The sequence below is a fragment of the Rhizobium sp. CB3090 genome (genome assembly GCF_029714285.1).
Lineage (GTDB): Bacteria > Pseudomonadota > Alphaproteobacteria > Rhizobiales > Rhizobiaceae > Rhizobium.
Genome location: NZ_CP121663.1, coordinates 1,302,501 through 1,316,266, shown reverse-complemented (window position 1 = coordinate 1,316,266; position 13,766 = coordinate 1,302,501). Strand labels below are relative to the sequence as shown.

General features: G+C 58.0%; 13 protein-coding genes. 9 read left to right on the top strand and 4 right to left on the bottom strand.

The features are described from left to right. Positions 1-256: 256 nt before the first annotated feature. Positions 257-895 (bottom strand): GGDEF domain-containing protein, encoded by a 639-nt coding sequence (locus tag QA646_RS24800; protein ID WP_283059390.1) that lies wholly within the window; start codon positions 893-895, stop codon positions 257-259. Between the two features lie 1,521 nt (positions 896-2,416). On the opposite strand from QA646_RS24800, the gene QA646_RS24795 reads away from it, so the two are divergent. The 9 genes from QA646_RS24795 to QA646_RS24755 all read left to right on the top strand — a co-directional run bounded on the left by QA646_RS24795 (position 2,417) and on the right by QA646_RS24755 (position 11,071). Continuing rightward, positions 2,417-3,949, top strand: a complete 1,533-nt coding sequence (locus tag QA646_RS24795) for an FAD-dependent monooxygenase (RefSeq protein WP_283059389.1) — start codon at positions 2,417-2,419, stop codon at positions 3,947-3,949. A 23-nt stretch (positions 3,950-3,972) separates the two neighbouring features. Beyond that, entirely contained in the window at positions 3,973-5,979 is a 2,007-nt protein-coding gene (gene tkt, locus QA646_RS24790; protein WP_283059388.1) for a transketolase, read from the top strand. 366 nt (positions 5,980-6,345) lie between these two features. Beyond that, the gene (locus tag QA646_RS24785; RefSeq protein ID WP_283059387.1) at positions 6,346-6,963 is read left to right on the top strand and encodes a (2Fe-2S)-binding protein; all 618 of its coding nucleotides are present in this window, start codon (positions 6,346-6,348) and stop codon (positions 6,961-6,963) included. Further along, the gene (locus QA646_RS24780; RefSeq protein ID WP_283059386.1) at positions 6,964-7,980 is read left to right on the top strand and encodes a xanthine dehydrogenase family protein subunit M; all 1,017 of its coding nucleotides are present in this window, start codon (positions 6,964-6,966) and stop codon (positions 7,978-7,980) included. A 2-nt stretch (positions 7,981-7,982) separates the two neighbouring features. After that, positions 7,983-8,507: a hypothetical protein gene (locus QA646_RS24775; RefSeq protein ID WP_283059385.1), complete on the top strand. Its 525-nt coding sequence runs from the start codon at positions 7,983-7,985 to the stop codon at positions 8,505-8,507. Between the two features lie 860 nt (positions 8,508-9,367). After that, positions 9,368-9,562: a DUF2934 domain-containing protein gene (locus QA646_RS24770; RefSeq protein WP_283059384.1), complete on the top strand. Its 195-nt coding sequence runs from the start codon at positions 9,368-9,370 to the stop codon at positions 9,560-9,562. Next, entirely contained in the window at positions 9,528-9,896 is a 369-nt protein-coding gene (locus QA646_RS24765) for a response regulator (RefSeq protein ID WP_283059383.1), read from the top strand. The genes QA646_RS24770 and QA646_RS24765 overlap by 35 nt, the downstream gene beginning before the upstream one ends. 228 nt (positions 9,897-10,124) lie before the next feature. After that, complete coding sequence (locus QA646_RS24760) at positions 10,125-10,436, top strand: PepSY domain-containing protein (RefSeq protein ID WP_283059382.1); 312 nt, start codon at positions 10,125-10,127, stop codon at positions 10,434-10,436. A 26-nt stretch (positions 10,437-10,462) separates the two neighbouring features. Then, on the top strand, positions 10,463-11,071 hold the full coding sequence (locus QA646_RS24755) for a general stress protein (protein ID WP_283059381.1): 609 nt from the start codon (positions 10,463-10,465) through the stop codon (positions 11,069-11,071). Positions 11,072-11,249: 178 nt separating this feature from the next. Here the strand turns inward: QA646_RS24755 and QA646_RS24750 are convergent, their stop codons facing one another. From QA646_RS24750 to QA646_RS24740, 3 genes are all read right to left on the bottom strand, one after another. Further along, complete coding sequence (locus QA646_RS24750) at positions 11,250-11,741, bottom strand: cupin (protein ID WP_283059380.1); 492 nt, start codon at positions 11,739-11,741, stop codon at positions 11,250-11,252. Positions 11,742-12,139: 398 nt separating this feature from the next. Then, complete coding sequence (locus tag QA646_RS24745) at positions 12,140-13,234, bottom strand: glycosyltransferase family 4 protein (RefSeq protein ID WP_283059379.1); 1,095 nt, start codon at positions 13,232-13,234, stop codon at positions 12,140-12,142. Between the two features lie 85 nt (positions 13,235-13,319). Further along, a complete protein-coding gene (locus QA646_RS24740; RefSeq protein ID WP_283059378.1) occupies positions 13,320-13,742 on the bottom strand; it encodes a hypothetical protein in 423 nt (140 codons plus the stop codon). Positions 13,743-13,766: the final 24 nt, after the last annotated feature.

Here is a 13,766-nt window from a genome sequence, read left to right as displayed (position 1 = left end):
GAATCTACGCCTAGCTCCCATGTCGATATGTCCGGCGTCATGATACGAATTAGGCGGAGACGTGTCGACCGAGATCACCCGACTGAGACAAATCTGCGGCGAAATCAATACGCGGTCGACGACTCTACTCCAATCAAGAGCTGGGATAGCCCGCACTTGGCCAACCGATCACCGATACACTGGCTTTGACGCCGCATCAAAGACGGGTCTCGCCGTTTGAGCCCATGCCACCGCTGCGGCGGTGGCGTTGCCAGCCTCATGCGGCCGGCAGCGCGCTGATCGGGATGTCGTCGCTCTCGTCGCCGTGCTCGAAGGCCATTTGGTCGGCGAGCTGGCGGAGTTGGTTGAAGTCGGCCGGGCCGTCGAAGGAGGTGCCGCCGAGGCGGACGGCGACGGAAAGCGGCGCGCCGTCGGCGCTGAAGGTGGCCGCAGAGACGCGCGTGCGGATGCGGGTGCCGATGTCGCGGGCGTTTTCGACCGTGGCGCCAGGCAGGAAGATGCCGAGTTCGTTGGTCGCAAGCCGCGCCACGAGATCGCCACGACGAACCGAGGACTGGATGATCGAGGCAAGCGACTGCATCACTGTGTCGGCCCATTGTGGCCCGTAGCGACGGCCGATGTCGTCGAGCGTATCGACGATGACGGCGATGACGATGCCGCCGGCATCGGTGGCGGCATGCTTGCGCCGGTCGATAAAGTGCTCGACGGCCGCGGCAAAGGCAGTACCGTTCAGCGTCTTCGTCACGCTGTCGTAGCGCGCCGCCCGGGTGACGTTTTCCTGCATCTTGCGGACGACGCCGTTGTTGAGCTGCAAGGCAAAAAGCAGCGGAAAGGCCACAAATGCGGAAACAAGTGCTGCACCGACAAATCCAACTAGAAATGGCCGATCCGGCATCAATAGGTTTAATAAAAGTAAAAGACCAACGGAACCCACCACGGCACACAGCGCGCCGAGCGTGGCCCTCCGCAGGGCTTTGAAAATGGTGGCGGAGGGATGTCGCTGTTGTAGAATCATATCGGAGTTATCCCCGTTCTGTAACGCTGCGTCAGCTAAACAGAGGCCTGAAAAAACCGACTTAAGAAATCCTGTAAAATTTGTTGTTTTGCACAGTTGTTTTCACGAATTAATTGTCTTTGAACGAATATTCGGAATCGCGGTTTGCGCTTGGTGCACGGTTTGCGGCAGAACCGCAGCGCATCTCGATCCATGGTCCTGAGCATATTTCATCTTCAGCGTGCCTATCGGCATGGGTCACGATGACGATAGGCACAACAAGCAATTGTTTTCGCGGCAACGTCCTGGGGTCATTACCCGATGCCCTATTTACAATAGTTGCGAACAACGACAAATTCGGCCATGTGGACGGCTTGCGAGTGAAAACTCAGTTGCAATTTCCGGTTGTGTGGCATTGTTGGATCTCCCCCGTTCAGGTAAGGCTGAAGCTTCGTGCAAAAGCTTAGGTCCAGTCGACGTACAGGACTGCCGTCAGTTCAATTCTACCACAACGGTCCCTGCAGGCCGCAAAATTAGGCTCGTGGCTCATCCTCATTAGATGTCGTCGCGGAGGCCCGCACGTGCCAGTCATGGCGGAAGCCAGCCCAGTTCCCGATCTCCGGTCATCGGCGCGTTCACCTCCGATAACTGTGTAGATCCTGCGATCGTCGATCGTCGGCACTCCAACTGAATTCTTCGTCATATGCGAGGATCAACTCGCGATCCGGCTCGTGGACCGGTACATGGGGACATGTTGACGTGCGTTCACAGTATTGCGTGATGTTACAAAAAACTTTCGATAATTTTAGGCTCCAAAAGCTCACGCGTGTGCATGGGGAGACCGCTAATCTGCAAAAGGAAATTGTTCCAGCCCTCCAAATCGACATATACGCCAGACATAGTGTGGAGTTTTCCCAGATCGGCCGTTAGCGCCGCAAAATCGATAGGAGCCGGCGCGCTATCGTGGCTGGGGTCTTCGGCATCGATAGTGACCGTGGTCTTGTCGTACTCATGTGACAAAGTCTCGGAAGAGCATGAAATAGCACGACCCTCAAGGCATCCTGAAAACCCTGGATCGCATGTTTGGCGCCACAATAGGCCGACCGCAGGGGAGTCCCTCTATGGGCAAGTGGGCAATTCGCTGAACGAATGCGAGCTGAACCATGTAACGCCCGATACCCGCAACAACAGCTCACGCGATACTCTTCCTGTCGGTATGCATAGATATCGCGGCATCTGGCATGAAAACGAACATAACCTCTGAAACTTGAAAGCTTCCAGAGTGTTTTGTCTTTTGTCGATCCAAAGACCGGAATGAGTAACTGGCTCTGATGCCGCGTTCTCTCAAAGGTTGGCGGACGAAAAACCAGCGAAATCCTGACGCCTGCAGCGGCGGGGGTGCGGCATTGGCGGTGATTTTCGATGATACAAGAGCAGGTTTTGGTCGTCGGCGCAGGACCGACCGGATTGGTCCTCGCACTTTGGCTCACGAAAATGGGCATTTCCGTCCGCATCATTTCGGATGCGCCCGGGCCCGGGACGGCGTCACGGGCGCTTGCGGTTCATGCCCGAACATTGGAACTCTATGGCCAAATGAATCTCGCTGACGCCGTTGTCGCCGCGGGTTTTGAAGTCAAGGGCGTAAAACTCTGGGTCGGCGGCAAGCCGGAGGCGAAGATCTCGCTGGAAAATGCCGGCACGGGCCACACCTGCTATCCCTTCCTGCACATATATCCGCAGGATCGGCATGAGCGCCTGCTCATCGATCGGCTCGGCCAGGAAGGCGTCACGGTTGAGTGGAACACCCGCTTCGTCAGCTATCGGGAGCACGACGCCGGCATTCTTGCGACGCTCGCGGACCCCAGCGGAAAGTTCGTCGAAACCTCCGCCGCCTTCCTCGCCGGCTGCGACGGTGCGAGTTCCGCGGTGCGCAAATCGCTCGATCTCGATTTCCCTGGCGGCACCTATGCGCAGACCTTCTACGTCGCCGATGTCGAGGCGTCAGGTCCATCGATGACTGGCGAGCTGCATCTTGACCTCGACAGCTCCGATTTTCTCGCGGTTTTCCCCCTGGATGCCGAGTCCGGAGCGCGGCTGATCGGCACCGTCAAGGAAAATCCTGAAGATGCGGGAAAGCTCAGTTTCGAAGACGTCGACAGCCGCGCTATCCGGGACATGAAGATCGACGTCAAAGCCGTCCATTGGTTTTCCTCCTATCGCGTCCACCACCGTGTCGTCGAACACTTCAGGAAGGGTCGCGCTTTCCTGCTGGGCGACGCGGCGCATATCCATAGTCCGGCCGGCGGCCAGGGGATGAATACTGGCATCGGCGATGCCATCAATCTCGCCTGGAAATTGAGGATGGTGCTCCGCGGCGAGGCCGAGCAAAAGCTTCTCGAAACCTACGAAGTCGAACGGATTGCCTTCGCCCGCAAGCTGGTGCGCACCACAGACCAGATGTTCACGCTGGCCACGGCCGAAGGCAGGCTCGCAGCCTTCATCCGCAGCCGCATCGTGCCTCTTGTGGCGCCGGCAATGTTCAGTATCGACGCCTTACGGGAATGGGCGTTTCTCACCGTCTCACAGCTCTCAATCAATTATCGCGACGATCCGCTGAGCGAGGGCAAGGTGGGCGATGTTCAAGGCGGCGATCGCCTTCCGTGGATCGAATTGGGCAATGGCAGTTCCAACTACGATGGCCTCAAGGATATGCGCTGGCATCTCCAGATCTACGGCTCCGGCGGACGGGATCTTGAGGCTTGGTGCGATGCCCATAGCGTGGTGCTCGACCGTTTCGCGTGGCATGATGCATTCAAGCAGGTCGGATTGGAAGACGGCGCGACGTTTCTGGTTCGGCCTGATTGCTACATCGGCCTCGCTGGCCAGCACCTGAGCGCAGCCGAACTCGGCCAATATTTTGACCGCAAGTGTCAATTCCAGATGCCACATTCCTAGATGCATCTCTCGAGGAGACGACCATGACTGATGTGAAGACAGTCCCGGAACCACGTGACGAACATCTGCGCAAGTTGGCAAACTGCATACGCTTCCTGTCGATGGATGCGGTGCAGCGGGCCAATAGCGGCCATCCCGGCATGCCGATGGGCATGGCCGACATCGCCACTGTCCTTTACCGCGACTTCCTCAAATTCGACGCCTCGGATCCCCATTGGTTCGATCGTGACCGCTTCCTGATCTCTAACGGCCACGGCTCGATGCTGCTCTATAGCCTGCTCTATCTCACCGGCTACAAGGACATGACGATCGACCAGATCAAGGCCTTCCGCCAGGTCGACAGCAGGACGGCGGGGCATCCGGAATATCATCACGCGACCGGTATCGAAACCACCACCGGGCCGCTGGGGCAAGGCATTGCCAATTCCGTCGGATTTGCGCTTGCCGAGCGCATCATGAATGCAAAATTCGGCGACGATCTCTCGAACCATTTCACCTATGTCTTTCTCGGCGACGGCTGCATGATGGAAGGCATCAGTCATGAAGCGATCTCGCTCGCGGGCCATCTGAAGCTCGGCAAGCTGATCGCCTTCTGGGACAACAATTCGATCTCGATCGACGGTGCCACCAACCTCGCCGAATCCGACAATCACCCTGCACGGTTCCGGGCAGCGAAATGGCATGTGCTGGAGATCGACGGCCATGACACAGACGCCATCCACAACGCCATCATCGAAGCGCAGAACGTCACCGACCAGCCGTCACTGATCGCCTGCAAGACCATTATCGGTTTTGGCTTCCCGACTCGGGCAGGCACACAGAAGGCGCATAGCGATGCGCCGGGTGAGGAGGAAATCGCTGGTGCGCGCAAGCTTCTCGATTGGTCATCCCCGCCCTTCGACATCCCCGCCGACCTTCTCGATGCCTGGCGCAGGATTGGCGCCAAGGGCCATGATGCACGCATGGCCTGGGCCGATCGCGTCAAGGCGGCGGAGAACAAGGATTTCCAGCGCCGCATGAATGGCGAACTGCCGGACGGATGGCAAAAGGCGATCGAGAGCGCAAAGCAGGTGTTGCTTGGTAGCGACAAGGATCTCGCCACCCGCCAGGCAAGCGGTATCGTCCTTGACCATTTGGCAAGCGTCATCCCCGAACTTCTCGGCGGTTCGGCCGACCTTACCCCGTCCAACAACACCAAAGCAAAGGGCCAGGTGGAGATCAAGCCGGGAAGCTATGACGGTTCCTATGTCCATTACGGTGTCCGCGAACACGGCATGGCCGCCGCCATGAGCGGCATCGCGCTGCATGGCGGCCTGATCCCCTATGGCGGCACATTCCTGACCTTCTCGGATTATGCCCGGCCGGCAATCCGGCTCGCGGCGATGATGGAGGTGCGCTCGATCTTCGTGATGACGCATGACTCGATCGGCCTCGGCGAAGATGGCCCGACGCATCAGCCAATCGAACACTTGACGGCACTGCGCGCCATCCCCCGGCTCGCAGTCTATCGGCCGGGCGACCCGATCGAGACGGCCGAATGTTGGCAGGTGATCCTGGAAACGCCGCGCCGGGCAGCCTTGATCGCCTTGTCGCGTCAGCCGATGCCACTGCTGCGCAAGATGCCCAACGGTGAAAATCTCTCCGCCAAAGGCGCCTACATCCTGCTCGAAGCCGAGGGCGGGCCTCGTCAGCTGACCATCATGGCGACGGGATCGGAACTGCAACTCGCCGTCAATGCACGCCAAATCCTGCAGGCCGAGGGCATCCGTACGGCGGTGGTATCCATGCCCTGCCGCCTGATCTTCGAAGCCCAGGACGCCGCCTACAAACGAAAGGTCCTCGGCGATGGCACGGCCCGCGTTGCCGTCGAGGCTGCCGTCCAGGACAGCTGGGATCGCTATCTCGGCTTCGACGGCCAGTTCGTCGGCATGCACACATTCGGCGCTTCCGGCAAGATCGGCGATGTCTACAAGAAATTCGACATCTCAACAGAGGCCGTTGTCGAGGCCGGTAGAAAAGCGCTGGCATAGCGCGCAGGGCTGCGAGAGTAGCAAGGGTTGTCGATAGGAGCCACTGTCAGCATCCCAGCTGCGAGTATATCCCAATGCGCGTCCGCGGCACTCTTTGAATGCGAAGGATATCGATCAGATGATCCCATGCCCTTCGGATGCTTGTGCGTCGTTGCCAACCTCAGGGATTGGGCGGCGACCTCGGCCGATACCGGCAGGAACGCGGTTAGAATTTCCTGATGTTGCGAATAATGCGGTTCGACTGAGTGCGACAATCTCGTAGCGAAGCGACTGGAACTCTGTGGCGAATTCGCGGTTAGGCATGCTCACAGCGGCCTTTTTGGACCGTCTGATCTCATGCTGAATCGCCATCGCAAAGGGTATTGGATGTCTAATCCAGAAGAAGCCCCAGCCTCGGGGCTTTCGAGGCGCTCACTCTTGACTGGAACAATTACAGCTGCAACGGCCATTTCCGTCGGCGCTGCCTCGCCGGAGCAAAAAGTGCAGCCAGCGTCGCGATCGACGGAGGCCACCGTCCTGGTAACGATGAGGATCAATGGCCAACCCTATCAGTTCAGCGTCGATCCACGCACGTCGCTTCTCGATCTGCTTCGCGATCATGCCGGCCTGACTGGAACGAAGAAGGGCTGCGACCACGGACAATGCGGAGCCTGCACGGTGCTCACCGACGGGCATCGCACGTTGTCCTGTATGAGCTTTGCAGCGATGAATGATGGCCGGCAGATCACCACGATCGAAGGCCTCTCGTCGGTGGACGGACAGCTGCACCCGATGCAACAGGCGTTTGTCGACCATGATGCCTTCCAATGCGGCTACTGCACACCCGGCCAAATCATGTCCGCGGTTGCCTGCGTGCACGAGGGGCATGCCGGCAGCGATGCCGAGATTCGCGAATACATGAGCGGCAATCTCTGTCGATGCGCCGCCTACCCCAACATACTGGCTGCCGTGAAACAGGCGCGCGACGAGATGGAGAAGCCCTAAATGCTACCCTTCAGCTATGAAAGAGCCGGTGATATCGGCAGCGCCATCGCTGCGGCAGGCGAAGCAAAAGAAATCCCTCCGACTGCCGCACCAGCGCAGTTCATCGCCGGCGGCACGAATATGTCCGATTACATGCGGCTCGGAGTCAACCGACCGTCGCATCTGGTCGACATCAATCGGATTGAGGATCGACCATTAAAGACGATCGAGATCGGCGATCCCTACATCCGCCTCGGAGCCCTGGTCCGCATGAGCGAGGTGGAGGATCATCCGGACATCAACCGGCGATGTCCGATGCTGGCCGAAAGTCTGAAACTCGCGGCCAGCCGGCAGATCCGCAACATGGCAAGCCTTGGCGGCAATGTGTTGCAGCGGACGCGCTGCGAATATTTCCGCGAGATTTCATGGCCGTGCAACAAGCGCAATCCCGGCTCCGGTTGCGCGGCCATGGACGGCTTCAATCGGCAGCATGCGGTGCTGGGTGTGAGCGACGCCTGCATCGCCACCTATCACGGAGATTTTGCCCAGGCGCTGATTGCGCTGGATGCCTCGGTCGACATATCGGGACAGTCCGGCAAACGTCGCATCCGATTTGCCGAACTGCATCGCCAGCCGGGCGACAGGCCGGATATCGAAACGACGCTGCGGCCGGGCGAGATGATTACGGCGATCGTCGTAAACGTCCCTGCCTGGGCTGCACGATCCCGTTACCTGAAGATACGCGACCGCCAGTCCTATGCGTTCGCACTGGCTTCCACAGCCGTCGCAATCGACCTCGACGGGGACATCGTGCGCGATGCGCGTATCAGCCTTGGCGGACTGGCGACTGTCCCATGGCGCGCCACGGCGGCCGAGGAGGAGCTGCGGACCAAGCCGCTCACAGAAGAGAATGCCGCGAGCGCAGCGGAGGCCGCCTTTGCCGGAGCGCGGCCGCGTCAGCACAATGCGTTCAAGATCGAACTCGGAAAGCAGACATTGGTGCGGGCCTTGCTGGAGGTCCGCGAGATGAGGATATGACGATGAACGAGGCTGCGCCTCCTGCCAAGGAAAACATGGGTGAACCCTTGCCGCGCATCGACGCCCGCCTGAAGGTGACGGGAAAGGCGCCCTATCCCGCTGACATTCCGGTCAACAACCTCGCACATGGGATGTTGGTGACGAGTGCCGTTGCGCGCGGTCGTTTGACGTCGCTCCATCTGAACGAGGCGCGGGCGGTCCCCGGCGTGATCGATGTCATCACCCATGAGACCGTTGAGGGCGAACTGGAAGCTCCCGAGTTCGGAGCATCGGGATCGACTTCTATCGGACCTTTCCACGGTACGAAGATCTGGTATGACGGTCAGATCATTGCGCTGGTGCTGGCCGAGACCATCGAGGCTGCTCGCGAAGGCGCAATGCGCATCAGCGCCGACTACGAGGCGGAAAAGCCGAGCACGACCTTCGACTCGGAAGGCACGGAAACCGTGGCCGCGGCGGAAGCCAGCAAGCAGTTCAAGGAGGCGGCAAACCCAGCGCGATTCAGAAAACGGTCGCGTCAGCATTGAATGGCGGCAGGACGTAAACTCCGTTCGCCTGGATTGGAAGAAGGAAATCGACGGACTTTTGGTCAAAGCGCCGGGGCATCGAGGTTTTGGAAGTCAATTGATTGGCCCGTTCTCGGCCCTGGAGAAGGGGAAGTAACGATCGAGTTTCACCCGAATGGGTGGCGGGCGGGCCATGTCGTTTTATGCACAGGGCTAAAGAGCGGAACGAACCGGATCGGATCGTATGTAATTCTTGATGTCTGCCGTCGCATTCGCGAGCATCTCGGTTGACATCTTCGTGCCTTGCGAGCGTCAAAGCGGAGTATTTGCCGTTGAACTCCATCCCCGCCCGGTCCTATCGCTTTCGGAAACGTAGCTTCGGTTGCTAAGACGCGCAGGCAGCCGTTACGCGACTCGCAAGGATGTCAGGGTTCAGGTGGTCCCGAGAGTTCAGGCAGCGCTTCAGGACGAGATACTCGCTCAGGCAAGGCATCTTCCCCGTCGGATGCGATTTCCCAACGAGGGGCTCCGTAGGCATTTCTGCAGGAAGCAACATCCGCCTTTGCTGGGGCATCAAAGTATGCAACGAAAAAGCCCGCCACCGCATTTGGGTGACGGGCAGCTAGACTGGAGGTACCGCTCCAAAAACTAAGCCGAAAGAGGCGCGACCGAAGACAGTGGCTCAGCGTACTTAACTATCGAACACCGTTGGAGCATTTCGGTTCCTTCTTCCTCGCAGTGCTCCAGCACAGTTTCATCGCCTAGCTCGATCGCTGAGTGTTCCCCTCCTGGTTGCGTACTGACATTTGCTCGAGCACTAATCGAAATCATATGAACATCAGAAGGAACTGTGTTGGAAAGGGGATAGTCGAGAATTGGCCATGGACACGGATCGCTATAACTGGATCAGCAGACGCGCGCATCAGATCTGGCAGCAGGAAGGTTTCCCCTCGGGGCGGGACCGCGAACATTGGTCTCAAGCTGTGGCCGAACGGAATCTGCTCGAACTTGGCGAGTGCTTCGGGTCCGACAGGAGGTCCGTTGGACGAGGTCAAGAGCGTGTTAGTCGTCAATGATGAGCCTTTAGTTCGATTCGCGGCGGTTGACGCCCTTGAACAAGCCGGGTTTGAAGTGTTGGAAGCCCGTAACGCCGACGAGGCTCTTATTTTGCTAAACCAGAGAACTGTCGACGCCGTGTTTACCGATATCAATATGCCCGGATCCATGGACGGTCTCGCGTTGGTTTCGCAGATTCGTGCCCTTTCGCCTGAGACGAGGGTCGTTGTCACCTCCGGCGACGTCAGGCTCGGCAATTTCGACCTCGCAAGCGGCGTATCATTTCTGCCGAAGCCCGTACCAATTCAAACGTTAATCAAACTATTGTCGACGCCAGTTCCAAAATCAAATTGATGACGATGGATTGGCGTCGATTGAACGGGCTATCCGTATGGAAATGCTGACGCGTGAACCATCGGCTCCTTTCACTTCCATGCGTTCGCGAATTACGTTTTTGTCTGCGATGCATTCGTTTGTAGTCGGCTCGATGATATGTCCACAGGCAAACTCCAGCACAATTAAAGCATTGGAACAAATAAGGTTTCGAGATGTTTGGTGTGCGCACAATAGGAGGAAACGCCAATGAAAACACTCGCCATCCTTTCCGCCACTCTTTTGATGGCAGCAACAGCGGCATTCGCTCAAAGCCAAACGCCATCAACGTCGCAGACCACGCCAGCTATCAATACGACGCAAAATCCAGGCGCTCCGGTCGCCGGCAAAAACAGCTTTACCGAGGATCAGGCGAAATCCCGCATTGCCGACGCCGGCTATACGAATGTCAGCGGCCTCAAGCTCGACGATCAAGGTATCTGGCGAGGGACTGCGATGAAGGACGGCAAACAAGCGAACGTCTCCTTGGATTTCCAAGGAAATGTGACGACGGGGAAATAAGCGACCATTAGAAGGAAACAGACCCAATGAGAACGATTACCGGACTGTATGACAACTATGACGATGCTCATTCCGCCGTTAAGGCCTTAGAAGAAGCCGGCATTCCCTCGGACGATATCAGCATCGTAACGAACAAGGCCAGCGGCATTGATGTCGAGGGACAGGGGAGCCGGGCGGCAGAAGGCGCCGGAACGGGCGCGGGTCTCGGCGCAGTTGCGGGCGGTGCAGGGGGACTGCTCGCCGGGCTTGGAATGCTCGCAATTCCCGGTGTGGGGCCGGTGGTCGCCGGGGGATGGTTGGTTGCCACGGCCGCCGGCGCTGCCGCCGGAGCGGTTGCGGGTGGTGCCGTCGGCGGCATCGTCGGAGCGATGATACGAGAAGGTGTTCCGGAGGAGGATGCCAATTTCTATGCCGAAGGTGTTCGCCGAGGCGGCTCGCTCGTAGCGGCGAAGGTGGAGGATGCGCGTGTTTTCGAAGCCCAAGCAATTCTCACCAATATGCGGCCCGTCGACATGGTGTCTCGGCGTGCCAGCTATGTAGAGCAGGGTTGGAACCGCTTCGATGAAACCGCCGATCCTTATACCGACGACGAAATCGCGGCCGAACGCGAGCGCCTGCGCCGGTATCGCCTGTGAGGCATTTTTAAAAAAACGAGAAGCGGGCCTAAGCGGCCCGCTTCCATCGCAAGGCGCGAAATTCCGGCGACATAAAGAATCGGCCCAATGCAGTCGCGGAAAGGAAGACCTTTACCCTCCCGCAATACCTTGACTGCAGGCCGCGAGCGCGATTAGTGGTTGACCTCAACCGTTGAATTCACCGCCAGCTGTCAAGGAGACCTCCTGACGCGCCATGGATGGGATCAGTGTCCGGCACGGATAATGACGCGATTTTCGCCAGCATATCGGGCGTGGCGGCGGCAGTCTGAATATCGGCATGCTGGCCTTCTGGATAGGCGCCGACGACCGTAAAATGCGGAGAGCAGCCAAGGTTTCGGTGACCTGTTCCGGCGGGGAGAACCAAGCAATCCCCGATTGAAACGATTGTAGGCTGTCCTTCAGGGCCACCGATCAATAGGGTGGCGCTGCCACGGCGAACGCCCAATACTTCGTGAGCACCGGAGTGATAATGCTGGTAATCAAAGACGCCATTTTCCCAGATGCCGGTCCATCCGTTCGCGGCGAAAATGCTTCCAAAATCTGAAAACGGTTCACTGGTCGATGGCGCGCCTCTATAAATCAGAACGGGAAGGCGCTGATTGTTTGGTACCCACCCACTCGGCTGGAAATAGATTTTTTCGATTTTCACAAGACTTGCCTCCATGAGTCATAGGTGCCTTCAGTGCCGTCTGCTTCTGCTTGTTATCAAGGGCGCCGGGCAGCGCAATGCCTCCCTGCTTCGCGGCTTCGCTTAATACTGTGCTGGCCTCGCTGTGATCGCTCATCATGTCCTTCGCAAACTGCGTGGCATCGTTCCCGGCATTTTGGCGAAGGAAAGATGAGAGACTGTCAAAGCTGTTCCGCGGCTAACCAACCATCGTGATCGATGTTCCAAGCGGTTCAGGCTATTTCCTATTTTCTCGCTGCTTTGACGGCCGGCATGACCCGAACGAGGCTGGTCATTCCGGGTTCGCCCCGCCCGGGTTGATTTAGTAAAAAGTAGTCGTGCTCTGATGCAGAAGCAATCGACCTGGCAACCTCCACTCTCTATGCCACGACTTGAAGATCCAGGGACTGACCGTTCGCACGGCGAAGCGGTGCGGCTTGCGTCCGCGTGCCAGACAATTGCCGATAGATGTTGAGATAATCTCGAGTCATCCGTTCGGCGCTGAAGCGTTCCTCGAACTTCTTCCGTACTTTCCGCCGATCGAAGCGCAGGACCCATTCGATATTTTCCACTGCCTCGGTCACGCTATCAACCAGTAAGCCAGAGACGCCCTCATCGATTACTTCGGGAGCGGAACCGCAACGGAATGCGATAACAGGGGTGCCACACGCCATTGCCTCTATCATGACGAGACCGAAGGGCTCAGGCCAATCGATCGGGAAGAGCAGTGCGCCCGCATTGCCAAGAAACGTAGCCTTCTGATGCTCACTTATTTCGCCAATGAATTCCACATTCGGATGGCTTTTCACCATCGGCTTGATCACGGTTTCCCAATAGGCCTTGTCGGCATTGTCAATTTTGGCCGCAATCTTCAGCGGCATCCCAACCTTTGCGGCAATGCGAATGGCGCGATCTGGGCGCTTCTCCGGGGAAATTCGGCCGAGGAAGGCGAGATACTTGCCGGTTGGCTCTCTTGTGAAGGGAAGCAGATCGACGGGCAAGCCGTGATAAACTGTTCCTGACCAGTTGACCGGCGGCATTGGGCGACGTTGGTCGTTGGAGATGGACACCAGTGGAATGTCGCGAAAAGCCTTGTAGACCGGGCGGAGATCAGGCAGGTCAAGTCGCCCGTGCAGCGTTGTCACGGTTCGGTCGGCAAACTCCCTAATGAGCGGGAAATGCATGAGATCGATATGGAAATGCAGCACGTCGAATTCATGCGCACGTTGGCGGACTTCCTCCAGCATTACAACCTGATGCGGCAGGTGATCCTTGACGGCCGGATTGAGCCTCAGAGCGACGTCCGAGCACGGGACCAGCCTCGCGCTGGTAACGGAATCACCACTAGCAAATAGTGTGACATCGTGGCCCTGGCGGACGAGTTCTTCAGTTAGATAGGAAACGATACGCTCGGTTCCCCCGTATAGTTTCGGTGGAACACTTTCGGCGAGCGGTGCGATCTGAGCGATCTTCATCGGCAAAACCTCCTCAAGAGAGCAAAGAGTCGTCGGCAAAAATCAGGTCCGCGTCCGACAAGGCACGCGGGGGTCAGTGGAGGATCTAGATCCCGAATGGCTGTTTGGCACGCCCTCCTTTCCAATAGCTGCACAGGCCGAAGCCGACGGAACGATGTGCTTGTGGTCTTCGGCGGTTTGTCTTTTTGGTATCGATTGAGGGGGATGAATTTTGCGTGACGCGGCATTGATCGTCGTCGTCCAACGCTTTCAGGGCCGCAAGGACTTCGTCATAGGAGACGATCTGGCTCATCCCGGGGTAACGCCGCAAGGCCGGTATGGATTCGATCGCGGATATGTCGGATGCCCATGAGGCGAGAATTGCTTGCTTCTCATCCTTGCTGATGTTTTCGTCCGTCAGCACCTCACGCGGGTGACCGAAGTGCATTGCTGGATGTAGCAGATGCCCGGCGCTGATCGCTGCCGTGGCTTGTTGAGATACGGTGTTCGTGTCGTTTGCCTTTCTCATCCTACTGGCCTCCTTGCAGGAGAT